The sequence below is a fragment of the Nostoc sp. ChiQUE01b genome, from assembly GCF_034531255.1.
Lineage (GTDB): Bacteria > Cyanobacteriota > Cyanobacteriia > Cyanobacteriales > Nostocaceae > Nostoc.
Genome location: NZ_JAVRBM010000010.1, coordinates 89,288 through 114,129, shown reverse-complemented (window position 1 = coordinate 114,129; position 24,842 = coordinate 89,288). Strand labels below are relative to the sequence as shown.

The 24,842-nt window shown below is 39.0% G+C and carries 29 protein-coding genes; 17 read left to right on the top strand and 12 right to left on the bottom strand.

Annotated elements, in window-relative coordinates; translation table 11 throughout:
- The first annotated feature begins 565 nt into the window (after positions 1-565).
- From RMY63_RS09620 to RMY63_RS09580, 9 genes are all read left to right on the top strand, one after another.
- A complete protein-coding gene (locus RMY63_RS09620; RefSeq protein ID WP_322728496.1) occupies positions 566-1,624 on the top strand; it encodes a sulfonate ABC transporter substrate-binding protein in 1,059 nt (352 codons plus the stop codon).
- A 26-nt stretch (positions 1,625-1,650) separates the two neighbouring features.
- Entirely contained in the window at positions 1,651-3,360 is a 1,710-nt protein-coding gene (locus tag RMY63_RS09615; protein WP_322728495.1) for a fumarate reductase/succinate dehydrogenase flavoprotein subunit, read from the top strand.
- On the top strand, positions 3,361-4,068 hold the full coding sequence (locus tag RMY63_RS09610; RefSeq protein ID WP_322728494.1) for an HAD family hydrolase: 708 nt from the start codon (positions 3,361-3,363) through the stop codon (positions 4,066-4,068).
- Between the two features lie 74 nt (positions 4,069-4,142).
- Positions 4,143-4,925 carry a class I SAM-dependent methyltransferase gene (locus tag RMY63_RS09605; protein ID WP_322728493.1) on the top strand — a complete coding sequence of 261 codons (783 nt, stop codon included), beginning with the start codon at positions 4,143-4,145 and terminating at the stop codon, positions 4,923-4,925.
- A 24-nt stretch (positions 4,926-4,949) separates the two neighbouring features.
- Positions 4,950-5,411, top strand: a complete 462-nt coding sequence (locus RMY63_RS09600) for a GNAT family N-acetyltransferase (protein ID WP_322728492.1) — start codon at positions 4,950-4,952, stop codon at positions 5,409-5,411.
- A gap of 9 nt (positions 5,412-5,420) precedes the next feature.
- Entirely contained in the window at positions 5,421-5,930 is a 510-nt protein-coding gene (locus tag RMY63_RS09595; RefSeq protein WP_322728491.1) for a GNAT family N-acetyltransferase, read from the top strand.
- Positions 5,931-5,952: 22 nt separating this feature from the next.
- A complete protein-coding gene (locus RMY63_RS09590; protein ID WP_012408944.1) occupies positions 5,953-6,180 on the top strand; it encodes a 4Fe-4S dicluster domain-containing protein in 228 nt (75 codons plus the stop codon).
- 18 nt (positions 6,181-6,198) lie between these two features.
- Entirely contained in the window at positions 6,199-7,161 is a 963-nt protein-coding gene (locus RMY63_RS09585) for a HEAT repeat domain-containing protein (RefSeq protein ID WP_322728490.1), read from the top strand.
- 19 nt (positions 7,162-7,180) lie between these two features.
- The gene (locus RMY63_RS09580) at positions 7,181-7,948 is read left to right on the top strand and encodes a DUF4058 family protein (RefSeq protein WP_322728489.1); all 768 of its coding nucleotides are present in this window, start codon (positions 7,181-7,183) and stop codon (positions 7,946-7,948) included.
- A gap of 53 nt (positions 7,949-8,001) precedes the next feature.
- Here the strand turns inward: RMY63_RS09580 and RMY63_RS09575 are convergent, their stop codons facing one another.
- Positions 8,002-8,514: a 2'-5' RNA ligase family protein gene (locus RMY63_RS09575; protein WP_322728488.1), complete on the bottom strand. Its 513-nt coding sequence runs from the start codon at positions 8,512-8,514 to the stop codon at positions 8,002-8,004.
- 123 nt (positions 8,515-8,637) lie between these two features.
- Here RMY63_RS09575 and RMY63_RS09570 point away from each other — a divergent pair, with 123 nt between their 5' ends.
- Positions 8,638-9,669: an Mrp/NBP35 family ATP-binding protein gene (locus RMY63_RS09570; RefSeq protein WP_322728487.1), complete on the top strand. Its 1,032-nt coding sequence runs from the start codon at positions 8,638-8,640 to the stop codon at positions 9,667-9,669.
- On the opposite strand, the gene RMY63_RS09565 is transcribed toward RMY63_RS09570, so the two are convergent.
- The 3 genes from RMY63_RS09565 to RMY63_RS09555 all read right to left on the bottom strand — a co-directional run bounded on the left by RMY63_RS09565 (position 9,647) and on the right by RMY63_RS09555 (position 11,915).
- The gene (locus RMY63_RS09565; protein ID WP_322728486.1) at positions 9,647-10,228 is read right to left on the bottom strand and encodes a carbonic anhydrase; all 582 of its coding nucleotides are present in this window, start codon (positions 10,226-10,228) and stop codon (positions 9,647-9,649) included. The genes RMY63_RS09570 and RMY63_RS09565 overlap by 23 nt on opposite strands.
- A 104-nt stretch (positions 10,229-10,332) precedes the next feature.
- Positions 10,333-11,199, bottom strand: a complete 867-nt coding sequence (locus RMY63_RS09560; RefSeq protein ID WP_322728485.1) for a CmcJ/NvfI family oxidoreductase — start codon at positions 11,197-11,199, stop codon at positions 10,333-10,335.
- 44 nt (positions 11,200-11,243) lie between these two features.
- On the bottom strand, positions 11,244-11,915 hold the full coding sequence (locus RMY63_RS09555; protein WP_322728484.1) for a glutathione S-transferase family protein: 672 nt from the start codon (positions 11,913-11,915) through the stop codon (positions 11,244-11,246).
- A 275-nt stretch (positions 11,916-12,190) separates the two neighbouring features.
- Between RMY63_RS09555 and RMY63_RS09550 the strand changes: the two genes are divergently transcribed.
- The gene (locus tag RMY63_RS09550; RefSeq protein ID WP_322728483.1) at positions 12,191-12,427 is read left to right on the top strand and encodes a hypothetical protein; all 237 of its coding nucleotides are present in this window, start codon (positions 12,191-12,193) and stop codon (positions 12,425-12,427) included.
- Positions 12,428-12,563: 136 nt separating this feature from the next.
- Here the strand turns inward: RMY63_RS09550 and RMY63_RS09545 are convergent, their stop codons facing one another.
- From RMY63_RS09545 to RMY63_RS09530, 4 genes are all read right to left on the bottom strand, one after another.
- Positions 12,564-12,719 (bottom strand): hypothetical protein, encoded by a 156-nt coding sequence (locus RMY63_RS09545; protein ID WP_322728482.1) that lies wholly within the window; start codon positions 12,717-12,719, stop codon positions 12,564-12,566.
- Positions 12,720-12,764: 45 nt separating this feature from the next.
- Entirely contained in the window at positions 12,765-12,953 is a 189-nt protein-coding gene (locus RMY63_RS09540; protein ID WP_322728481.1) for a helix-turn-helix domain-containing protein, read from the bottom strand.
- 212 nt (positions 12,954-13,165) lie between these two features.
- On the bottom strand, positions 13,166-14,437 hold the full coding sequence (locus RMY63_RS09535; protein ID WP_322728480.1) for a ribulose bisphosphate carboxylase small subunit: 1,272 nt from the start codon (positions 14,435-14,437) through the stop codon (positions 13,166-13,168).
- Between the two features lie 332 nt (positions 14,438-14,769).
- Positions 14,770-15,024 carry a hypothetical protein gene (locus RMY63_RS09530; protein WP_322728479.1) on the bottom strand — a complete coding sequence of 85 codons (255 nt, stop codon included), beginning with the start codon at positions 15,022-15,024 and terminating at the stop codon, positions 14,770-14,772.
- Between the two features lie 390 nt (positions 15,025-15,414).
- Here RMY63_RS09530 and trmFO point away from each other — a divergent pair, with 390 nt between their 5' ends.
- Complete coding sequence (gene trmFO, locus RMY63_RS09525; protein WP_322728538.1) at positions 15,415-16,731, top strand: FADH(2)-oxidizing methylenetetrahydrofolate--tRNA-(uracil(54)-C(5))-methyltransferase TrmFO; 1,317 nt, start codon at positions 15,415-15,417, stop codon at positions 16,729-16,731.
- Between the two features lie 392 nt (positions 16,732-17,123).
- Here trmFO and RMY63_RS09520 read toward each other — a convergent pair whose 3' ends face one another.
- Positions 17,124-17,372, bottom strand: coding sequence for a Ycf34 family protein (locus RMY63_RS09520; RefSeq protein WP_100899275.1), 249 nt, complete (start codon positions 17,370-17,372; stop codon positions 17,124-17,126).
- A gap of 86 nt (positions 17,373-17,458) precedes the next feature.
- Here RMY63_RS09520 and RMY63_RS09515 point away from each other — a divergent pair, with 86 nt between their 5' ends.
- Complete coding sequence (locus tag RMY63_RS09515) at positions 17,459-18,763, top strand: CCA tRNA nucleotidyltransferase (RefSeq protein WP_322728478.1); 1,305 nt, start codon at positions 17,459-17,461, stop codon at positions 18,761-18,763.
- A gap of 385 nt (positions 18,764-19,148) precedes the next feature.
- Positions 19,149-19,532: a response regulator gene (locus RMY63_RS09510; RefSeq protein ID WP_322728477.1), complete on the top strand. Its 384-nt coding sequence runs from the start codon at positions 19,149-19,151 to the stop codon at positions 19,530-19,532.
- On the opposite strand, the gene RMY63_RS09505 is transcribed toward RMY63_RS09510, so the two are convergent.
- On the bottom strand, positions 19,513-19,917 hold the full coding sequence (locus tag RMY63_RS09505; protein ID WP_322728476.1) for a DUF2294 domain-containing protein: 405 nt from the start codon (positions 19,915-19,917) through the stop codon (positions 19,513-19,515). The genes RMY63_RS09510 and RMY63_RS09505 overlap by 20 nt on opposite strands.
- Positions 19,918-20,496: 579 nt before the next feature.
- Between RMY63_RS09505 and RMY63_RS09500 the strand changes: the two genes are divergently transcribed.
- The 3 genes from RMY63_RS09500 to RMY63_RS09490 all read left to right on the top strand — a co-directional run bounded on the left by RMY63_RS09500 (position 20,497) and on the right by RMY63_RS09490 (position 22,630).
- Positions 20,497-20,979 carry a tetratricopeptide repeat protein gene (locus tag RMY63_RS09500; RefSeq protein ID WP_322728475.1) on the top strand — a complete coding sequence of 161 codons (483 nt, stop codon included), beginning with the start codon at positions 20,497-20,499 and terminating at the stop codon, positions 20,977-20,979.
- A 250-nt stretch (positions 20,980-21,229) separates the two neighbouring features.
- The gene (locus RMY63_RS09495) at positions 21,230-21,409 is read left to right on the top strand and encodes a hypothetical protein (protein WP_322728474.1); all 180 of its coding nucleotides are present in this window, start codon (positions 21,230-21,232) and stop codon (positions 21,407-21,409) included.
- A 267-nt stretch (positions 21,410-21,676) separates the two neighbouring features.
- Positions 21,677-22,630 carry a pentapeptide repeat-containing protein gene (locus tag RMY63_RS09490; RefSeq protein ID WP_322728473.1) on the top strand — a complete coding sequence of 318 codons (954 nt, stop codon included), beginning with the start codon at positions 21,677-21,679 and terminating at the stop codon, positions 22,628-22,630.
- Between the two features lie 18 nt (positions 22,631-22,648).
- Here the strand turns inward: RMY63_RS09490 and RMY63_RS09485 are convergent, their stop codons facing one another.
- On the bottom strand, positions 22,649-24,097 hold the full coding sequence (locus tag RMY63_RS09485) for a UPF0158 family protein (RefSeq protein ID WP_322728472.1): 1,449 nt from the start codon (positions 24,095-24,097) through the stop codon (positions 22,649-22,651).
- Positions 24,098-24,209: 112 nt separating this feature from the next.
- Complete coding sequence (locus RMY63_RS09480; RefSeq protein ID WP_322728471.1) at positions 24,210-24,842, bottom strand: Uma2 family endonuclease; 633 nt, start codon at positions 24,840-24,842, stop codon at positions 24,210-24,212.

Below are 24,842 nucleotides of genomic sequence, written 5' to 3'. Positions count from 1 at the left end.
TTCCGGTTGTTTGAGAATTAACAAAAACCCTAGCGACTCGAATTTGCAGCTTCAGATACCTAACTTTTCCAAGAAGTTGGGTATCTTGTTGTTCACAAATACTTTAGGATTGGCTTTGTAGGGGTACAGCCGCGTATCCGATACTGTTGGCGAAAGTGTTACAAACGCATAAACAAAAGTATTACAACTAAAAGCCGCAACGACATATTGAAGGTTTGAGCTTACGTAATACTTGTCTTTACAAATATGTAGTACATTCGCCAACAGTATCAGCTTCGCTATATTTACGCCAAATTACACCGATCTCGGCTCAATATCACTTACGGGTGTTATTGAAAAATGGGTGGCTAAGATGCTTATGGGGGAAGGCTTTCAGCTTTACGTACAATTTTCCCGTTTTGGCACGGTGATGCCCTTATTCCTAATAACCATAATAGTTTTCCTTATAGGCATACTTTTTCGGATCTTGCATTGGCGGCTTATCTATGTGAATATTCTATTAGTAAAATACGGTAAGCTGCTTTATTTATCGTAGTATTGATATTGCTTGTAGTTTAATGTACGTATGTTCAGTAAGTATTTACCACATCGACTGATGAGGATTGTCAGCAGCTTTCCTCAAAATTATGAAATATCCAGAATTGGCATATTTGCCTTATTCTTTACCTGTGGGTTAAGTTTGACTCTTGTGATATCTGCGTGTTCTGCCAACAATACAGGTAACTCTGTAGCAACACAGACAGCAAATCAAGGTGTGGTAGTTCGTATCGGCTATCAAAAAGCGGCGACTATTCTCAGTACCCTCAAAAACCGAGGCAATTTAGCGCAAACTTTAACGACTGCTGGTGCTTCGGTGACATGGGCAGAATTTCCCGCAGGCCCACCCATGCTAGAAGCAATGAACGCAGGTAGTATTGACTTTGGCTATACAGGTGAATCACCACCAATATTTGCCCAAGCCGGAGGTACTCCCTTGCTTTATGTTGCTTATGATCCTTGGAGTCCCAAAGCCGAAGCAATTATTGTACCGAAAGATTCACCAATTAAAACGGTTGCTGACCTTAAAGGGAAAAGAGTAGCCTTTGCTAAAGGCTCGAACACTAACTATCTTGTTGTCAAAGCTGTAGAAGCTGCCGGATTAAACTATAGTGACATTCAACCAGCACATCTAACACCAGCAGATGCCCGTGCAGCATTTACTGGTGGTAACGTTGATGCTTGGGCAATTTGGGACCCTTACCTAGCAGCAGTTGAACACGACACAAAGGTTAGGACATTAACAGATGCGACAAATTTAGCACCGAATCGGGGTTACTATCTTGCGCGTCAAGAGTTTGTTAATTCTCATCCAGATTTGTTGAAAACCCTGTTAGATGAAGTCAGCAAAGTAGACAAATGGGCAACAAATAATCCAGAAGAAGTTGCCAAGTTTTTAGAACCAGAGTTAGGTATTTCCGCAGCAGCATTAGAAATTGCCGAAAAACGACGAAAATATGGCGTTTTACCGCTAACAGATGAAGTAATCACTCAGCAACAAAACATAGCCGATACTTTTTACAAAATCAAACTAGTTCCCAAGCAAATCCAAGTTAAAGATATCGTTTGGAACGGTAATAAATCTTAGAAGTTCCTCCCTACTCGCAAAAGCTTATGGACATCAACATCCAACAAATAAAAACTGATGTACTTGTCATTGGTGGCGGTACAGCCGGTACAATGGCTGGAATTAAAGCCAAACAAGCGAATCCCGATGCAGAGGTGCTGATTTTAGAAAAGGCTAACATTCGACGGAGTGGTGCGATCGCAATGGGTATGGATGGCGTGAATACCGCAGTTATTCCCGGTCATTCCACACCAGAACAATACGTGCGCGAAATCACCCTAGCTAACGATGGCATTGTCAACCAAAAAGCCGTATATCAAACAGGCAAATTAGGTTATGAAGTTATCCAAGAATTAGAAAGTTGGGGTGTGAAATTTCAAAAAGATGCCCAGGGCAACTATGACTTAAAACAAGTGCATCGTGTGGGTAAATATGTCTTACCCATGCCAGAAGGAAAAGACCTCAAAACAATTCTTACCCGCCAAGTCAAACGCCACAAAGTCAAAGTGACAAATCGCGTCATGGCAACCCGCGTCTTAGTCAAAGCAGGACGTGCTATTGGTGCGGTAGGATTTGATGTCAGAAACGGAGATTATATTGTCATTCAAGCTAAAGCAGTCATCCTGTGTACAGGTGCTTGTGGCAGATTAGGATTACCTGCTTCCGGCTATCTCTACGGCACTTATGAAAATCCCACCAATGCTGGAGATGGCTATTCAATGGCTTATCATGCAGGTGCAGAACTTAGTAATATTGAATGCTTTCAAGTTAATCCTTTAATCAAAGATTACAACGGCCCCGCCTGTGCCTATGTTGCCGGGCCTTTTGGCGCACATACTGCTAACGCCGAAGGAAATCGCTTTATTAGCTGTGACTATTGGAGTGGTCAAATGATGTTAGAAATCTGGAAAGAATTAAATTCTGGAAAAGGACCAGTCCAATTGAAAATGACCCATCTTGATGAAGATACAATCGCTGAAATTGAATCTATACTTTGGGCAAATGAACGACCAAGTAGAGAACGTTTTCATCAAGGTAGAAATGAAGATTACCGCACCCACGGTGTAGAGATGCACATTTCCGAAATAGGCTTATGTAGCGGTCATAGTGCTTCTGGTGTATGGGTAAATGAAAATGCTCAAACAACCATCCCAGGTTTATATGCAGCCGGAGATATGGCCAGCGTTCCCCATAATTATATGATTGGGGCATTTGTTTTTGGTCGCATAGCCGGAACTCATGCCATTGAATATATCCAAAATTTAGATTTTATTGAACCAGATACAGATTTTTTAGAAGCTGAAAAATTCAGAATTTATGCACCTTTAACTCGTCCGAATGGTGTACCTCACACCCAGGTAGAATATAAATTAAGACGCTTAGTTAATGATTATCTGCAACCACCAAAATCAGGTAATAAAATCGAGATTGGTTTAAAACATTTTGTGCAATATCAAGAAACATTAGATTTAATGGGCGCTCGTGACCCTCATGAATTGATGCGTAGTCTAGAAGTTCACTTTATTCGCGACTGTGCAGAAATGGCAGCCAGAGCATCATTATATCGCCAAGAGACTCGTTGGGGTCTTTATCATTACCGTTTAGATTACCCCGAAAAGAATGATGAGGAGTGGTTTTGTCATGTCAACTTAAAGAAAGATGAGTTAGGGGAAATGGTATTGTTTAAGCGTCCTGTAGATCCTTACATCGTGAAAATAGATACAGTCAAAGAAGTCTACAATGTTGCTGTTAAATGAATGTCCATTAAAATGCTCTATGAAGCAATAATTTTTGATCTCGATAATACACTGTTGAATTTTGAGCTATGTGAACACCAAGCTATTCTAGGAGCATTAGAAGATTGTGCAGTAGCTTTAGATTTAAATGGAGTCAGTGAGACTATTTTTCTTCAAGTCTTTGAAACTTATAATTCCAAGTATTGGAGACACCGAGATATCTTTTCTCCTAGTGAGTTAATCGAGATGTCTTATCGAAGTACACTTGCTCAATTAGATATACAAACAGAGCAAATTAGCAATCTTAGTCAAAGTTTTTGGCAAATTTTTAATCATTCAGGCGTAATGGAACCTGATGTAAATGAAGTACTAACTGCTCTCGCACACAATTATCGTTTGGCTGTCATTACAAACGGGTTTGTATCAGCGCAACTACCGAGAATGCAAGCTGCTGGAATTGAGCATTTTTTTGAAGCAGTTGTAGTTTCTGAAGCAATTGGTTTTGCTAAACCATCTCCTGAGATATTCCATCATGCTTTATCTAGGTTAAATTTAAGACCAGCAGAAGTTATTTATGTTGGAGATTCTCTAAAGCACGACTATGCGGGAGCAACACAAGTCCAAATGGATTTTTGCTATTACAACAGAAAAAATAAAAATTTACCACAAGAAGCAAAACCAAGATTTATGATAAGTGAACTCTTAAATTTGCTGGAATTGTTTAACTAACAGATTTTTTATTTATTCATCTAAAGTTAAATTTTAAATAGGTTGTTGTAAATTATTTTGAGGAATTTTCTAATATGTCTATATATAATTCAATTGGTCAACAATACTCAAAAACTCGCGTTCCTGATTTCCGTATTGTCAATAAAATAATCGATTTACTCAATTTACCCAAAGGTAGGATTATTGCTGATATCGGCGCTGGTAGTGGTGGTTACAGTCTAGCGCTAGCTAATAAAGGATTTATTGTTAATGCTGTTGAACCTTCTGTAGTTATGCAAAAACAAGCAGTGGAACATCAGCAGATTAAGTGGTTTACTGGCTATGCAGAAAATTTACCTCTACCAGATAAGTCTGTTGATGCTGTTGTAAGTATCCTGGCAACTCATCACTTTTCTCATCTCGAAAAAGCTTTTCAGGAAATGCACAGAATAATTAGAGATGGGGCAATAATTTTGTTAACTTTTGATATTAGATTAGCTCAGAAGATATGGCTTTATGATTATTTTCCGTTTTTGTGGGAAGATGCGTTACGATTTTTACCACTTAACGAACAGGTTAATTTAATTCAGAGTAATACTAAAAGGCATGTTGAAGCCATACCTCTTTTGTTACCATACGATTTATCTGATTTATTCGCAGCAGCAGGCTGGAGACGACCAGAGTTATATCTTCAAGCAGAAGTACGCGCGGGAATATCATCTTTTGCATTAGCAAATCAAGATTTAGCAGAGCAAGGAGTAAAGTTACTTACAGCAGATTTAAGTAGTGAGGAATGGACAAAAAAATATGGTGATATTCACAATTTGGCAGAGATTGATATAGGCTATCGTTTTATCCGTGCAACGCTGGATAACTAAATAATTGTAATTTAAAATTAAATTATGACAAATAAAGTTACAATGGATAAGCAATTTAAAATTAAACAAGCTGAGATTAAAGATGCAGAGCGAATTGCTAGTCTTTGCACACAACTTGGATTTACTGTGACAACTCAACAATTAGAGCAACGTCTTGATAAAATTAAAAATAATAATTCTCACGTCGTTTATGTTGCCACTTTGACAAATGAATATGTAATTGGTTGGACACACGCTCATATTTATGACTCGATAATTAGACCAATTTCAGCAATTATTTTAGGTTTATTTGTAGATAAAGATTATCGTCGTTATGGAATTGGACGTTGTTTAATGCAACAAATTGAGCAGTGTGCTTTTTCGGTTGGATGTGAGAATATTTTGTTAACTTCTAATATTAAACGTAAAGAAGCACATTTATTTTATGAGAAAATTGGCTATACCAATATAAAACAATCATTATTTTTTTATAAACAATTGATTTAATAAAATAAGATGCAGCTAATTGATACATTTACAACTCATCGCCTGTTTGCCGAATGCCTACAATCTAAACATTTGAATGAACTTTATCGAATGCACCAAAATAAACAAGTTATGGCAACTTTAGGTGGTGTTCGTTCTGATGAAGAAACACGACTTTTCATTCTAAATAACTTGAACCATTGGCAGCGTTATGGATTTGGGTTATGGGTATTTCGAGACAAAGTTAATAATCAGTTTGTCGGTCGTGCTGGTCTTCGGAATACTGATGTAGAAGGCAATGAACAAGTAGAATTAGCTTATGCTCTTACAGCTAAATTCTGGGGTAGAGGGTTAGCAACAGAAATGGGTGAGGAAATATTGAAAATTGGTTTTGAACTATTGAATTTACCGGAAATAGTTTGCTTTATTCTAACGAATAATAAAGCATCACAAAGAGTCATGGAAAAGTTGGGATTTAAATACGAGCGTGATATTATCCATGCAAATTTACCCCATTTACTGTACCGTTTAATAGTTTAATAAAAAATAATGGATTAGTTTTATGGCTTTAATCAATCAGAGAATAGATGTTCCTGTCATCGTTGATGAATCGAAATGTCTAGAAAAATGCACAGCTTGTATTGAAGTTTGTCCCTTGGATGTATTGGCAAAAAATCCAGAAACAGGCAAAGCTTACATGAAATATGATGAGTGTTGGTTTTGTCTGCCTTGTGAAAAAGAATGTCCAACTAATGCAATTACAGTACAAATTCCCTTTTTGTTACGTTAACTATCTATAGTAAAATTAATGAATGATGACCTCAAACATTGGCTAAAAATGTTGCGATCGCCTGACGTAAATGATCGTATAGTAGCCGTAAAAACCTTGCAACATCTAGGCGATGACGAAACAATCGATGGTTTAATTATAGCTTTAAAAGACGAATATATTACTGTTCAGAAAATAGCAATATCTGCCCTTTGGGAAATTGCTAATCCTGTTGCCATCCCTGCCTTAATTGAATGCCTCGGTTCAGTAGATACAGATATTCGCACTGAAGCCGCATCAGCATTAAGCGAGTTAATTACACAAGACGAATTGTTACTTTTACTAGACAAGCTCCAAAGTAATGATGTAAATATTCAATTAAATATTTTGGTGCTTTTGCGGAAGATACATGATATTCAATCTTTACCCGACATTTTACCATTTTTAGAATCAAAAAATCCTGAGTTAAGAGAAGCAGCCGTTACGACACTGCGATATATAAATCAACTAGAAAAATGTCCGCAAGCTTTAAATTTGATTTTTGATGAGGAAGCAAGTGTACGTCGTGCTGCTGCTTTAACTTTAGAACATTTACAAGATGCAGAAGTGATTACAATACTTTGTCAAGCACTTACAAATGATAGTGACTGGCAAGTTCGCCGGAATGCAGCTAAATCTCTGGCTATTCATGCAAATAATCAAGCAATTTCAGCATTAGAAATAGCTTTAAATGATGAACATTGGCAAGTGCGGAAATCAGCAGCACAAGCTTTGCAAAAAATTCCAGATATTCAAGTTATGCCAAGATTAATTCAAGCATTAACAGATGAATATGCAGATGTCCGCAAAGAAGCTGCGATCGCACTTGGGAATTTAGCTCATCCCGACGTTATTAACCCCCTACAACAAGCCTTAGATGACCCTGACAAAGAAGTGTCTATCCAAGCACAACGGGCAATTCAGAAGATTCAAACAGATAGAATAGTCACAAGGGAGCAGTAAATAACTAAGGGAAAGTGCAATGGACAATCCATTTCCTGGAATGAACCCGTATTTGGAACAGCCTGAACTTTGGCATCAAGTTCACAATCGTTTGATTGTAGCGATCGCTGATGACCTAACTCCCCAAATCGTCCCTAAATACCGAGTTTCCATTGAAGAGCGAGTTTACACTAGTGTAGATAATATCTTACTCGTAGGAATTGCTGATATAGCAGTTGCCAAACGTAACACTACAGATAACAGTACAACTTTGACTGCTGCAAAACTTGCTGAACCCAGTAAAGTGAAAGTTCCTGTACCTGAACAGATAACTGAGCGATTTTTAGAGGTGCGATCGACTCAAAGCAAAGAAGTAGTGGCTGTGATTGAAATACTTTCTCCCAAAAATAAACGCTCCAAAGAAGGTAGAGCCGCCTACGAAAGCAAACGACAGAAAATTTTGGCTTCTGCAACCAACTTAGTAGAAATTGACCTCACCAGACAAGGGCAGCCAATGCCTATTTTCGGAGCATCAACCACAGATTATAGTTATAGTATCTTGGTCAGTCGTAGCTACAACAGACCTGACGCAGATTTATATACTTTCGATTTAAAAAATCCAATTCCTGTTTTTCCTGTACCTTTGCGTGACGAAGAACCTGAACCTATAGTTGACTTGCAAAGGTTATTAAATGAAGTTTACGAACGTGCTAGATTTGACTTGGCAATTGATTATTCACAACCTTTAAAGATAGTGCAATCGCCCGAAGAGGAAGCTTGGGTGAGAGAAGTTTTGCACAGGAGCTAAATGAGAGCGATCATTCTTAGCAACTCAGTAATGCTAACACGATTAAAGCTTTACTAATTTTGCAATGCAAATTCCTGACTCCAAATAATTGACCTCTGCTCATCAGCAATATTTATCAGGTGGAGCTTATCGACAAAACAACGATAATTTAAGTTTAAACGTTGTGCCTCTGCTAAATCTTGCAAAAGCATCTCCGTATCTTTTATAAATTTTCCTAGTGTTAAATGCGGAACAAATAGTAAATTATCTTTACGATATTTGGCTAATATATCTGTATATAGTTCATTGTGTAATTTTATCATCTCTACCTTTCCTGATTCAAGCATTAAAAACAGATATTCATCCCATGATTTTTGCAATCCTTGGAGATGAATAGGAAATGTTTTCCAATTACTTAATATCTTATCGATATGAAAAATGAGATGGTTTTTATTAATAGATTCGATTATGGGAAATACTAGTGTAATATGTGGTTCAATTAAATCAAATTGTGGGTCATATTTCTGCCTTATTTGATTGATATTCTCTGTGTTAATATTGGGGTAATGTACGAGTGCGTAAGACATACTGATAAATTATTAAAGGTTATACAGCAGATTTCAAATTCTCTACGAACGCGAACAGCGTGTCGAAGACAGAGCTTACACCAACATGAGATACAGAAATATCCTTTATAATATTCAAAATATATGACTACAGTGCATCAGCAAGAAGTCGTCCAACTACTTAAACAAATCATTGAACCTACCTTAAAAAATGACATCGTTAGTTTGGGAATGGTGCGAAATCTCCGCATAGTTGATGACTATATTTATTTACGTTTATATATTGGTTCTCATCAGCACCAATTACAGCCAGAAATTCAATTCTTATTATCATCTCTATCTTGGTGTAAAAAAACTTATATTCAAATTTGTACAATTCCCGGTGTTAAAATAACTCTTGCAGTTTCTAGTGGTAAAGGTGGTGTGGGCAAATCCACAACAGCCGTTAATATCGCCGCAGCTTTAAAATTACAAGGTGCAAAAGTAGGACTATTAGATGCTGATGTTTATGGCCCCAATGTCCCTCAGATGTTGGGTTTAGGACAAGCTGATATTCAAGTGATTAATACTCCCACAGGTGATAAGTTTTTACCTCTAGAAGTTCAGGGAATAAAAATAATGTCAGTGGGTTTACTTGCAGAAGCAAATCGTCCTTTGGCATGGCGAGGGCCTGTATTGCATAAAATTATCACGCAATTTTTGCAGGATGTGGAATGGGGTGAATTAGATTATTTATTGATAGATTTACCTCCCGGTACAGGTGATGCTCAAATTACAATTATCCAAGAAAGCCCAATTTGTGGAGTCATTTTAGTGACAACTCCTCAACAAGTGGCTGTTGCAGATGTACGACGTAATATATATATGTTTCGCCAAATGGGTGTTCCTGTCCTTGGCATCATTGAAAATATGAGTTATTTAATTTGTGGTGATTGTGGTTCACGCACACCGATTTTTGGTAGTGGTGGCGGTGAACAATTGGCAGCAGAATTACAAGCGCCTCTGTTAGGACAAATTCCCATTGATTCCCGCATTTGTAGTGGTAGTGATACTGGAAATCCGATTGCGATCAGCGAATACGCTTCACCAGCAAAGGAGGTTTTTACACAAATAGCTACTTCATTAAATACTACTTTTACGTTACACGATAAAACTACGCAGCTTGACCAAGTTTAGTAGCTTCAAGAACTTCAATTAATTGCCCTGTTTTGACATCGTAGATATAGCCATAGATAGGAATTTCATTCGGAACTAATGGATGCAAACGAATCCGTTGTACATCTGTATAGACGCTTTTGGCAAGGTCATCAATAGTCAACCAATTGATAAACTTGCCTTCACTTGATCCCGACCCAGATCCAATATCTGACCAACCTATTTCATCTAGCTTGGCTGTTTTGAGGCTACTAGAAAGTAAATTACTGATGATTTCATTAGTGAAGGTTTCCATCCCGCAATTAGTGTGATGAATTACAAACCATTCACGCGTACCAAGTAATTTGTAAGAAATTACTAAAGAGCGAATCGCATCATCGCTAGCACGTCCCCCTGCATTGCGAATTACATGAGCATCTCCTTCAGCTAGTCCAGCAAATTTAGCTGGGTCAAGTCGAGCATCCATGCACGTAAGAATTGCAAACCGACGAGATGGGGGTATAGTGAGATTACCTTTATCACCGAATTTATCAGTGTAACTAAGATTAGCTGCTAGAACTTCTTCTACAATTTGGCTCATTTTGAGTTTATGTGGGCGATCGCTAGATTAGCAAACCAAAAGTAAATAGACCACACCTGTCGTAAGGGCGCAGAGAGTAGGAGTTTGAGACAAGTTTTTGCTATTTATGCGGGGTAAAAGACCAATGTTCGTAGTTCGATGCTTTCTCGTGGGGGAGCGTTGGCTGGGCTGGTAGGATCTTCAAAAGCTGTATGGGCTGCAAAACGTGCGTGTCCGTCTTCTGCGGAGTCGAAACATTTGATAAATAGTGCCTCGTCTCTGTGCATTTGTGGGAAGTAGAACCATTTATGTTGGGGGTTATACGTGACTCCGTATGTCTCACCGATGCGATCGCGGTACACTAAATCACCAGCCACAAGGTCTGTTATTGCAATGCTTTGTGCGTCACATAGGGCTAATGGTGACTCTTGGATTGGTTGGGCGATCGCTCGCCAAACATTGATGATGGCAAATCGTTGTTTTAGTAGCGCATCAATATCATCTATCCCCTGCGCTGCTAGTTCCAAATGGGCGCGAGTGTAGCCTGATTTGGCGGTGAAGTCGTTATGTACGCGCTTGGCAGGTTCCTTAATATTATTCTCCCCTGGCTTTGACTGACTGGCATTACGCAGGGTGTGATCAAATATCACTACCTTCGTTGCACCTGTCACTTCTTTTAACAATTGCTCGGCTTCTGGATAGTAGACACGGCGTACTTCGTCTTCATCGTAAAAGTTGCGGACATTAGTATTATGTCCAGTAAAGGCGAATCCTTCTCGATCTAACGAGATGTTCTCTGAGATAGAACGAGCATTGTAAATTGGCAGTTTGTGCGTCTGATAAGTTGCATTCGTGCGGAGAATCCCGGCTGGCGGTTCATAAGTATAGTTAACAGGTTTTTCTGCTGTTGGAATCAGGTAAGTGAGGTTAGCCTCTACAGATGGCAGATCCAGGGAAATCGGTCTGTCTATAACTTGGTTATTTATGCTCATAGGTTATACCATTTTGAATTTTGGTTAATTGTTGGTCATGTGTCCTATTTTTGAGATGCACCAACGGGAACAGGTTCACCGAGAATTTTGGCGAATCTTTCCAAATAGAAGTCCGCAGGATTTGCAACTGCTTGAATTGAGGAGCGATCGCTTAAGCTGTTCCACCATGTCTGCAAACGAGGTGTTTCTGCTGGTAGTGTGAATTTGCGGAAGTGTTCTAAGAGTGGTAAACGTTCAAACCAAGGATAGAAGCTGATATCAACTAGGCTAAACTGATCTCCTAACAAGTAATCACCTTTGCCTAATCCTTCTTGTTCAATATATAGAAGTGCTTCTGTGAACTCTTTTCGTCCTTGTTCCTGTTCGGTGCTATCTTTACCACGCAGAAATTTGTTAAAAGCTGGGACAAGGCGAGTATTGGCGTAGTCTATCCAAATCCGAGCGATCGCTTTAGCTGCCAGATCGCGGGGTAATAAAGCTGGTTCGGGAAAAACCTCATCTAGATATTCATTGATGATAGCGGACTCGTAAATTTCAACATCTCCATGCTTGATAGCTGGAACTTTGCCATAGTAAGAAATCTGCGTGTACCCATCTGGTTTATTTTGTAAATCAATTTCTATCGGGGTGAAGTCAATGCCTTTTTCCAGTAAGACTACACGAGTCCGTTGAGAGAAGGTAGAGGCTTTGGCGAAGTACAGTTGTATGTTGCTCATGAAATCTTTTCCTTGTAATTATCGTGATATGCAGACTATTTGAGATTGCACAACTCTTACTATTGCAATAAGACAGAAGCGAGATGTGTTAATTAGTGCAGTTAAATAATTGACTGGCAGGTTTCTACGTCAGTTAGATGATATATTACACTTTGTCGGTCGACTTAGCGTATTTTAAATATTATACAGTCTTTATGAAAATATGCATACCTAATTATTAGTGTAACTAAATAAATATCTAGACATAATCAGGCTTGTCAAAAAGAGGTATTCTTATGTACTCGAAATCTGACTCTAGTAGGCAAATCCGTCTTGGCTTGCTAGTACCCGCAGGTAACACGACGTTTGAGCCTGACTTTCACTGTGCTTTTTCCAGTCAAGTCAGTGTTCATAGCCATCGCGTGATTGCCCAACGCTTCCACGCATCTGAGAACTATGAATCAATAGACTTCTTGCATAAATCAAAAAAAGAACCCCACCCCGCCTTTGACTTACGTCAAATTCTGCCCTAAGAGCAAACTCTTAGGGGTTGGGGGTGGGGTGTTAGGGGACTTTTGCAAGAGGTCTAATATTAAATTGTGAGGGTCAACGCTCAAAACCCAATCCCGATAATCAAAACGCATCTGTTTGATTCGTGGGCTGTCTTGCTCACTGGCATACAAAGTTTTTTTTATTGGTCAATTCTAACCGTTGAACTGCACGGTGCATAGTTGATATGCTTACACTGATGCCACTGCGTTCGGCTAAACGCTCACATAATTCCGAGAGTATGGCATCCGGCTGTTCATCTACTAACTGCTGCACAGCAGGTAAGTTTTCAATTTTTATTTTAGCGATGCCTTCGGCGAGCTACGCTAACGCTCCACCTGCGTGAGCCAAGGCATTTACTTTTCCTGTCTTTTTATAACTACGTATAAGTCGTTGAACAAACGATAAGCTCACTTGAAAGCGGTCAGCTAGTTGTCTTTGGGACCCAAGTTTTGCTTGATGAGCATCAACCACACGTTGGCGTAGATCCGTTGAGTAAGGGGCAGGCATTTACGAGCAAGTATTTTTATTGCGTCTCTATTTTACCCTTATCTGTAGTCTACTCAACTGAAAACCGCTGTAAATGTGTTGTCATGGTTGTACGGGTAAGACATCTAAAGCTTTTTTAAACCCGCACGCGCGGGTTTTGTCTGTGTAGACACAGTTTATAACCGTCGATTTAACTTTCGATTCCTAACTCCCGGATTCTGCTGTATCTGCCCCTAATTGTTTCCATTTGGACGCTGAATTATTGTCTCCACCACCCGCCGCTTGGCTTTAGGATCGATACCTACTAAGCGCACATACTCACCGCTATATTCTGTCAAAGTTGCCTCCAAATTTGAGATGGCATCAGACTCGGCATCAATGTGGCTATGAACACAACTTTGCCAAGAACCTGTGCGAAAACGGCGCTCATCTACGTGTTCAATATTAATTTTGTAACCTTGAGACAATAATTGCCGAATCTGTTCTTGTGTCTCTAAAGTTAAATGTGCACTTGATGCTTGCTGTTTCTGGAATTGATTAGTTTTTACTTCTTGGTTTGCGCCATTTGACGGCTGACTAATTGGTGTTACAACAGCAGGTGGTACTGATTGAGAATTTCTACCTCGATTTAGTCGATTGTAATCATCAACCAAATGGGAACTTTCCACCCGTTTTTGTTCGCCAACCAGGAAGTTACCAGACTCGATTAAGTGAGACAGCCGGAAATCTGGCTTTTTAAACTCTGGTGGGCCTTCAACACTGTTAACCACATTCAAAGCTATCTGCTCAAAACCTACTTTATGGATGTAGTTGCGGATTTGTTCATCATAAATGCGCGATCGCAAAGCGCTAAAAAAGTCAATGGACTGATTGACAAAAGTATCAACTAGCTGTTCAACTTCCTTTTGTGATAGTCCATCCTGTTCAAAAATCCCCTTGACAATTCCTACTTTGTCATCTTTATCTGGTTCCCAGTAGAATTTCTCCATCCGTCCATCTCGAATTAACGGTGCATAGAGGGTGGAAAAATCATTACCTGTGACAATAATCGGCACACGATGTAAAGGTGTGGAATCATAGCTTCCCGGCAATTGCACATCTGTGGGATTATCAGCAATATTCATCAGTGTGGCATTCACCAACTGCGTGTTTACAGTATATTGAGTCCCTTCATCAAAGCGTCCAGCACCGGCATCTAAATCGTTAATCATCAGTACACACATTTTGCCGCGTACTTTGATCAGTTCTGCTGTTTCTCGATAGCGCAACCGAATCAACCGCGCTGGATCTCCAGCATCTGGACTTTCCAATTCGCCACCAGATACGTGAGTTACTTCGATACCCATTTTCTCGAAAACTAATTGACATTGAAATGTTTTACCTTCTCCTTTGCGTCCATGAATACCCAAGATCACGGGAACTCGCACGCCAGGAAGCTTTAGGAAATTTTTGGTGATGTGGACAGCAAGTTTGTCCAAAAAGCGGGGAGCGATGTAGTAACCCATGAGTTTATGTGATGGAAAATTAACACTTCTAAGGTTAATGTTAAGTTTTTTTTGGGGATAGCGATCGCTTTTCTTTCAGACAAGCTTGTGTTTGTTCATTTGTTGGGTTGATTAGTCTGTTGCCAAAGTTGAACACGCTCCCAAGCATGGACTAGTGAAAAATGCTGTTATTTCATAGTGCCAAAGATTTGATTACAATATCAAATAACTTTGATAAGCCATTATAATAATTCCAGGATTACTGAGATCAGTCTATTTTTAAAATACAGCGTGTTTGAAAACACGTCCTAATATTGCATATCGCTACAGTTAATGGAAATCGTTTATATCTACTACGTCTGATCACCCAAAACTTCTTTTAAAGCAGACAACGCCTCTTCGGTTAATGTATTTGGGTTGTTAGGATCGTAAATCACTTTAATACCGCGCTTTACTAGAGCAGCAATAATCTCAGGGCTTAGTCGTGAAATAGGAGGCGTTGCGCCACCCCATACACTTTTCAATACCTCATCATCCGTTACTTCCTCAATAAACATAACTGGAGTTTGATTGAACTCGACATTATTTTTAATTTTGTTTTTAGTCATAAATCACGTTTTAATTAACCCATTGTTAACTAATCATTGAATACATACTTAATGTATCACTTAAAAAAATGAGAAATCAAGGGTTTATACAAAATATCCTAGTTTGATAACTAATTTTGCTACTTTTTTGATTAATGCAATTAGGCAAGGGCTGAGGACGCGATCGCACTTCCTGGTAGTGTGCCAGTTGGAAAATGTTCAGCCCACCGCTGCCGAGGGCTTTTCATGTGACGGCAAAATCGATTGTAAAAAACCTTGAGAGTATAGTCTCAACGTTACAATTGGCCCAATACTTTATTTGCACTTGTTGTGGTATAATATGATTTTTTATTTAATTTTACTTCTGTAATGCTGATGGATACTTATAATATGGAAATTAAAAATTTAACTATGGAAATACAACCGATACAAGTAATTGGAGGTGGACTAGCTGGAACAGAAGCAGCTTGGCAAATAGCGCAAGCTGGAGTGCCAGTAATTCTGTATGAAATGCGTCCAAAGCGATTTAGTCCTGCTCATCATACAGAACATTTAGCAGAATTAGTGTGTAGTAATTCCTTTGGGGCAATGGCAAGCGATCGCGCGGCAGGATTATTGCATGAAGAATTACGCCAACTCGGTTCAATTGTCATCTCAAAAGCTGATGAACACGCCGTCCCTGCTGGTGGGGCATTAGCCGTAGACAGGGGACAATTTGGCCAAGATTTAACTGAAACTTTAGCGAGTCATCCTTTAGTTGAATTCCGTCGGGGTGAAGTGTCTGCAATTCCTGAAGGGATTGTGGTTTTGGCAACCGGGCCTTTAACCAGTCCCGATTTGGCAGAAGATTTACGCCGCTTTACGGGGATGGAATACCTCAGCTTTTTTGATGCAGCTAGTCCGATTATCGTGGGAGAATCGATTAATCGTGACATTGCTTTTATGGCATCACGTTATGACAAAGGTGAAGCTGCTTATCTTAACTGCCCAATGAATAAAGAGCAGTACTTGCACTTTCGAGAAGAACTCTGTAAAGCTGAACAAACAGAACTCAAGGGTTTTGAACGGGAAACTGCGAAATTTTTTGAAGCCTGTTTACCCATAGAAGAACTAGCACAGCGGGGAGAAGATACCATGCGCTACGGCCCCCTAAAGCCAGTGGGATTGTCAGATACTCGCACAGGGGAACGCCCTTATGCTGTGGTGCAGTTACGACAAGAAGATAAAGCTGGTCAACTGTGGAACATGGTAGGATTTCAAACTAATCTGCGTTGGGGGGAGCAAAAGCGAATCTTTCAATTAATTCCCAGTTTGGAAAAGGCAGAGTTTGTCAGGTTGGGAGTGATGCACCGCAATACTTTTATTAATGCTCCCCAGTTAATGCATCCTACCTTGCAATTTAAAGAGCGTCCGACATTATTAGCTGCTGGACAATTGATTGGTACTGAAGGTTACACTGCTGCGGCTGCGGGTGGTTGCTTGGCGGGAATTAATGCAGCGCGATTAGCTTTGGGTAAAGAAGCTTTGGTTTTACCACCAACAACAATGATCGGTGCGTTATTAGAATTTATTAGTTCTGCTTCGCCCAAGCATTTCCAACCAATGCCACCCAACTTTGGGATTTTTCCCGATTTAGGAGTGAAAATCAAAAGTAAACCAGAGCGTTATGGACGTTACCGCGATCGCTCTTTAGCTGATTTGGCAACCTGGAAAGCAAACCAGGCGTAAGCGTCATCAAGACATTGACGCTTACACTCAACTTTCTTTGGGCTTTATCAAACAGAATTCAGGAGTCAGTCGCCAGAAAAAGAAATTGAATTTTGTGCGACTGCCTTTCCCGTTGGGTGGATAAATAAACGGGTTTAAAACCCCCTCCAAATCTACGATTTGGTGGTCACAAGAAAGTCGCGGGTCTGAATCCCTGACTGATAGCGAAGCGTTAGCGAGTCCGCGAGCGTCTTGATTCTGACCGGAGGCGGAGCGTCTCCGGCTCCGCTCCTGAATTCTGACTTCTGAATTCTTCTTCAACTTCTTAAGTTGACACCAATGAGCATTGCTGTACACCTACCACGTGGTCTATTTACCTAAAAATAACTGTAAGATACACCAATCATTTTCTATCAAGTGGGCACTAATTCACCAGGACGCAATTTCGACCACTTACCTGTTTCCCGCTTGAAGCTCAGACAGCCAACAACATCCCATTCCATTTCAATCACATCATCTTTAGTCCGAATGTTGACATTGATAGAAGGTTCATTCGGATCGAAATTTGGTGTTTCGGTCAAGTGAGGCTGTTGATGCTGCCCTTCTACGGCATGATAGGTAACACATCGGTCTACATAGTGGCAGTTCACGCAAATACACATAATAGAACCAACTCCAGGGGCCTTTATTGTTAATCTAACTTAAGCCCAACTGTTATTCATGAGTTGCTGGGTTGATTTTTATTACAATGGACGAATCAATTCCTTCTACCCTAGCTCCCGAAAATTGGCCTTTCAGCTTGGAATTCTTGCCAGAACCAGCTTACATGGTAGGTGGCGCTGTCCGAGATGCGATTCTTGGCAGAACTCGCGAATATCTGGATCTAGATTTTGTTATACCATCCAAAGCGGTAAAGGTAGCGAGAGCGATCGCTCATCATTACAAAGCTGGTTTTGTGTTACTCGATGCCGAACGACAAATTGCGCGTGTGGTTTTTCCCCACGCTACAGCTGACTTTGCCCAACAGGAAGGAAATAGTTTAGAAGTTGATTTGCACAGACGGGACTTTACAGTAAATGCGATCGCCTATAATCCCCATACGCAAGAAATTATCGATCCTCTGCAAGGTTATGTAGACTTACAACAAGGCATTTTGCGAATGGTATCATCCGCGAACCTAGAAGATGACCCTTTGCGGTTAATGCGAGGTTATCGCCAAGCCGCCCAACTAGGTTTTACTATTGAACCAGCTACCCAAGCCGCAATTCGTTCTTTGGCATCACATATCAGCAAAGTTGCAGCCGAAAGAGTTAGGGTAGAAATTGGCTATCTACTGGCAAATTCTCAGGGTACTCCTTGGATAACAATGGCTTGGGAAGATGGTTTACTTGCCCCTTTTTTCAAAAATGCCACCCGTGAAAGCTTACTCAAACTAGCAGCAGTTGACACAGCCGCCGCCTTGCTCACACAAAAGTGGCAACAACTAGGGATACAACTGCAAGAATATGTCCGCAATAGTATTAAAACTACTTGGCTAGGTATTGCCAAACTTGCTTGTCTTGTCAACCCAAATTCAGAATTAGCAGAAATAGAGCTACAGGAACTAACTTATAGTCGTGCCGAAATCCGAGGTGTAACTACTGCTCTGAAACTGTTACCGCAGTTTCAAGTAGTTGAGATGTCCTTGCGAGAACAATACTTTTTGTTTCATGACGCAGATATTGTGTTCCCCGCTACGGCAGTGCTAGCTGTAGCAATTAATAATTTGGTAGAGGCAATATCTAGTGACAAGCCACTAAACACAGCAGTGGAAACTGAAGCAATGAGCTACCAAGTCTTAGCACCTTTGATCGACCGCTACCTCAACCCTGATGATGCGATCGCTCATCCCACTCCACTAGTAAGCGGGAAGGAGTTGATTATAGCATTAGATATTCCAGCTTCGCCAATCATCGGTCAACTGTTGACAGAAATTGCCATAGCACAAGCTGAGGGGAAAGTTTCAACACCAACAGAGGCGATCGCTTATGCACGTCTGTTAATTAATGGTTAAATATACTTAATTAATTTATAGTAATGTAACAAAGGCGATGCCTACGCAATTTTGGCAATCCTGGCTAAGGCTGGTAAATCTGCAACTTCAAGTACTTTAAATATCCCCTACTTACCATAAAATACCGATTTTTATAGTCAATCCTGGCAATTACATACATCACTTATGCTAATATTTGCTTGATGTTATGACTGCTTTGCGATGTTATTTACTAAAATTTAGCGCCAATGGATAACCGAATGAACTATACACTAACTTATTCATTTTATACCTGAGTTGGTCGTTCGTACATTGAATTAAATACATACTATAAACAAAGACTTTCAGGTTTTCCTGATGGATAAAGTTTTTATACCCAGCTTTTCTTGGATAGGACTAACTGCTTATGAATGAACAGCCTTTAATTTTGGTTGTAGAACAGAGTTTACATGATTTAGAGCTACTTAATTCTCATCTAGGAATATTAAATTTTTCATGTATTTGTACTAAACAAGGGGTGAGGGCTGTGATGTTGGCACAAACTCATCAACCAGATTTAATCCTGCTAGATTTGAAGCTATCTAATTCGAGTGCGAATCAAGTCATTGACGATCTCAAACATGACTCAAAAACTGCTACCATTCCAGTCATCGCAGTCACATCTCTAATAACGGTACAAGATGATGACTCCACGATGCTCACAGCATTTGATGATTGCATTACTAAACCCTATGATTTTAATCAATTAGAAGTGGTAATCAATCGCCACATCAGTCAGCTAAATTCCTAACATTTACTTTGGGAATATATTCGGGATTACGAACTTCAGGTAGTTCCTTGAGAATTATAACAATTCCAGTACGACCTGTTGTTAAATTTGTGTTTGTCATCAGGTAGAGGACAGGTTGGCCAATAATTTCCTCAATCAAATTTTTTAAATCTGGTTTAATTATTTTCTCTAAATATAATCGTACTTGTTCAGCTAAAGTAGCATAACCTCCTTTCAGTAAAGTTTGTTCAGCTTGGGTAACAGAGTTTTCTATAGAGATTACGATTTCAGTATCAAAAAAATGACAAATGATTTGGCTAGGAGACTTTCCTAGTCGCTCATTATATAAATTTATAATCCGCTGTGATATTTTTGTTTCTAATTGTCCGATAGTCGGTTGGATCATTAGCACCTACTATGTAATATTTATCGTTCTCATCGGGGAACTAAAGTATCCAACATTATAGAATAGCTGAGAAAATTAATCACTATTTTATATAAAGTTACTGTATCAATGTGATGTATTTAGTATGCATTTATTTAAGAATATTTCCAAATTTGATCAAGTAGAATTTGTTAACTCACGATTTGTGCAGTGTTAGGTTAATAACTGGATTTGATCGTCATTTGCTTATGGGTAATCAGCTTATTTTCTGCTATATAAGCTTAGACGTAACCCGCCGTGCCTGTTCTTACAACCAAATACTTAATTAGCCATGTTCATCCAAATGGTCATCAATGACAGATACATACAATGCCACATCATAATGTAATGTACATTACAAGACTCTCTAAACCTTCCGGTGCAGCTAGTAAGCAGATAAATTTAGGTTCTAATAAAGATATTGTTGAACACAATAAATTACACAGAAATTTCATAATTAGCGATTAATCACGGCTAATTTAAAGATGACTTTAAAAATGATTTAATCGATATCTTTTGTGAGAAAGTTAATACAAAGGTATATTCACTGATCTCAAATTCATGGATTCTTTATTTATCAATTCCTTACTTGAAGAGTTGAAAAACCCGGATGCCACAGTGCGCGACAAGGCAACCAGAAAAATCTGGCGGATCTGGTTTCAGCAAAAGGGAATCTATGGGCTGGAAATAATTGACCGCAGTCAAAAGTTACTGGATGCAGGTGAAATTGCTGAAGCTGAAACAGCGCTGACGGCATTAATTAAAGACCAGCCAGATTTTGCCGAAGCTTGGAATCGTCGAGCTTTCCTCTATTACAGTATTGGTGATTATCAAAACTCTCTGGCAGATTGTCAGATGGTTGTACAGATAAATCCAATACATTTTGGGGCGCTTCATGGTATGGGCTTATGTTATGCAGCAATAGGAGAGTATGGTCAAGCTATCCAAGCTTTTCAACGTGCTTTAGAAATTCAGCCGTATTCGCTAGTGAATCAAAAGCTGATTCTAGAATGTACATTTAGATTCAGCTACAATCGCAGATAGGAGAGAGTATTATACTATTTTATGAATCCGTTATCATCCTCATCAACAACAATTCATCGCCTTAGTCGCCATAGTTTTATTCAATACGTTTCTATCTGAATTAATAGCAGCGTTATTGCTGCTTGTACTAACAGCAACCAACCGTCAACTAGCAATTCTCGGTTGAATAAAGCTAACTTTAGTACAAACTAGATAGTACAAGCAGAACATGGTGGATTTTACTAAACGATGTCTACGACAGTCTACGCCTATGTCACTGGTCAAAGACTACAGTTTAAAATGTAACTATCAAAATGAGTGGTCTTTAGCCGCTCAGTGGGAGTTAATTGTTGATGGGGATACGGTAGATTTCTTTATGAGTTATGGCATGGATGCCGTGAATGCCATAGCACAAAACATTCCCAAAATCACAGTTGCAGCAATTTTCTAGAAAGACCCCTGGTGTCTGATTGCACATCCCAACTCAGCAATTAACATTTTTGCCGATCTTATCTTTTTTACTCTGTTAAGCTAAAGGTTTTTCTAACTATAGCAATCCTAAATGAGTTGTCAAAATCGAGAGACTAAGAGGATATAGAGGTTTTGTATTATGTTGTTTACAATCCCCAACGCCGGAGAAAACCACCTTTAGAAGTTTATCGCTTTGTAAATGGTTAAATATATTTAATACCATTACAAAAGACTTAAAGATACACGTATGGGACAAGGGTTTACTCCAGAGACGAATGTAGATAAGTTACTGAGACTCTATGCAGAAGGAAAAAGAGATTTTCAAAATATAAACTTAAAACAAGCGGATCTCATAGCCGTAAATTTGTCAGAGGTGAATCTGAGAGGAGCAAATCTACAATTATCATTTTTAGAGGAAGTAGACCTGAGAGGAGCAAAGCTGGAGAGAGCTAACCTAAAAAAAGCCGACTTATCAGAAGCAAATTTAGAAGGGGCTTATCTGCGAAAAGCAAACTTGCAAGGGGCAAAATTGATCGGGACAGAAGTACGTAGAGTAAATCTACAAGAGGTAAATCTGAGACAAGCAGATTTAGGAGGTATTAGAAACTTAAGTATGGCAGACTTGCTTGCAGCAGATATGCAAGGCGCTAACTTAGAGACGACAAACCTAGAGAAGGTAAACCTGCAAGGAGTTAACCTGAGAAAAGCTAACCTGAAAACAGCACGTTTATTTGAAGCTGACCTGAGTAGCGCCGAACTTCAAGATGCAGTTTTTCAAAGCGCTTTTTATAACGAAAAAACTCGTTTCCCTGAAGATTTTGACCCAGTTAGTGCTGGAATGTATTTAATTGCTCCTAAAGTTTCACTTCAAGGGGCAAACCTAGTCGGAGCATTGCTATTTGAAGTCGATTTAAGTGAGGCAGATTTAACAGGGGTAGACTTAACTGAAGCACATTTGGAGAAAGCTAACCTACAAGGAGCAACATTAAAGGGAGCATCCTTAAATAGTGCAGAACTATTACAGACAAAATTATCTGGTGCAGACCTAAGAGGAGCAGATTTAAGTTCTGCAAGTCTTAAAGAAGCAATAATTTTCGATACCAAATTTCAAGATGCTTGTTACAACAGATTCACTAAATTTCCTCAAGGGTTTGACCCTGTAAGCGCTGGAATGCGTTGGATTGATATTGATATTGAGTAGTAATGTAGAGTAAACCTCTCATGAAATGGAAAATAGGTTTTTAACTCTATCTACCGAATACAATTTCATTGGATGTCCATTCTTGTAATATGGATTTTTTCTGATCCCATCTGGCTCTCCCAACTGCCTGATTTGTTGTGAGGTTAAACCCAGTTCATCTTTTAATGTTGTGGCTGACTTTAATTCAAGTTGATTACCTTGCTCATCTACTGGATAAAAATTACATATACGGGAATCAAAACCATTTTTAGGTGACATAGGCTGATGACTAGCAGATGCACAAACCCCTTCTCCAGCTCGAACCAAGTGACCTACACCCCACAGTAAAGGAAGTTTATTAGTTTCGGCTATTTCAATCGATTGTTTTTTCACTTTTTCAAAGTCTGTAGATTGGTTGCCGACAAATTTATTAGTCCACCAATAAAGAGACTCGTAGCCAAGAAGCCGAACATACGAAAATATAACTATACAATATTCTCCTTCATAATCACCTGTAAATCGCCATGCTACAGCAACACATTCAGATGGTAGAGTAATTACTTGTTTGAGCCACTCACATTGCTCATACCGCTTTCTCAATGCCTTTTTACTCGGTGCATACATTGGATTCTCAGGAATATAAATTTTTTTACCTATAAATTCCTCACAATATTTACCGCGTAGACTTGGAGCAATTAGTACCGTCATTTCTTCTGGGTCAATTGCAATCAAATTCAGATCAAATAGAGTGTGTAAATCTGCCCGAAGAAGCAAACCATTGGAAGGGTGATTAGTCTCTGAACCAAGATAAGGAATAATATGTGCTGCTTCCAGGGCTTGTTCTACATCACTCCCAGAAATGGCACATTTCCCGTTATGAGTTACAAGCAACTGCTGACGAAATTTAGGCTGACCTTGGCGACGAGTAATTGATGTAGCGATTTTTTTTCTAGCATCCTGAATATTTTCTGGATCAAAATTATCAATAATATTATCTAAAGTGTCAGTATTATTAGGTTCTGGAATTTCTTCTTGAATTTGACTGTTATTTGAAATGCTGCTAGGAATTATTATTTTATCTAAGGCATCATCATTGATTATCTCAATACCTACTGATTCTAACCAATCTATTAACCGCTTTTTTATTTGTTCATTTTCAAATTCTGTCCAAGTATCACCAACAATATATTTGACTCGTTTAAAATGTCCTCTTCCTCCTCCATGAAATGCATTTTCCACCTGTAAATGTAGTGTAGGATCTTCAATATTTTCGATGAAAAGTTCCATGTCATTGCTACCATCACATAAATCTGGTATTTGGAGATACCGATTACCAGACTCTAATTCTTCAAAATCTAAATCATTAATTTCATTATCCCTAGATAGGTGGATGACTTTACTTTCCATATCTATAATCAATTCACCCAATTCATTATAGTTTTTTAATACTTCTATTATCCAGTTAATATCTATGTTGAGTTTTATCATGATAACTTTTCAAATTAATAGCTAACTATTAAAATATCCTAAATTTGTATTATTTCACAATATTTTATCAAAGCTAGTGTTAATTTTCTTAGTTTATAGTAGCTCTTGGAAACTACCTTATCTTCTCCCTCATCCAAGTCCGAAAGGATTTTAACAAAGCAATTTCTCCCATACTTTTACTCTGCTCAATAAATCTACTTATCTCACTGACTGATACTATAGGAAAAGCAATACTAAACTTACACTCTACATATTGCCCTTCTATCAACTGATAAAATTTTAAATTTTGTCCATCATATCTCCAAAGTTCAGTTACACCCAACGCTGAATAAATCCCTAATTTGTTAACTGAACTACTGGTAATGTCAATCTCAATTGCTAAGTCAGGCGGCGGATCATTTTCTAAATCTAAAGTTCCCTTACCTCTAATAGCTAGTTCATTCTGGATATAATAACAAGTATCTGGCTCTATTCCCCGCTTTGAGATTTTCCGCTTCAATGTTGTAGAACCAGCACTTATAATTTCGATTCCTAATTCTTCAGCTAAGACTAGAATAAATCGGTCAAACTGAATTTTGGGGTTTTCATGTTCAAAAAGTGGGGTCATGATTTCTAAAACACCGCAGTCATAAGCAAATCTAGAGCCTCTGTCCTCACCCGTATCTCTCAGTAAGGCTTCAAAGGTTTCCCAGCTAACGTTATGTAGCACTGTTCTTTGTTCAGCAGGCGTTGACTTTACAAGCAT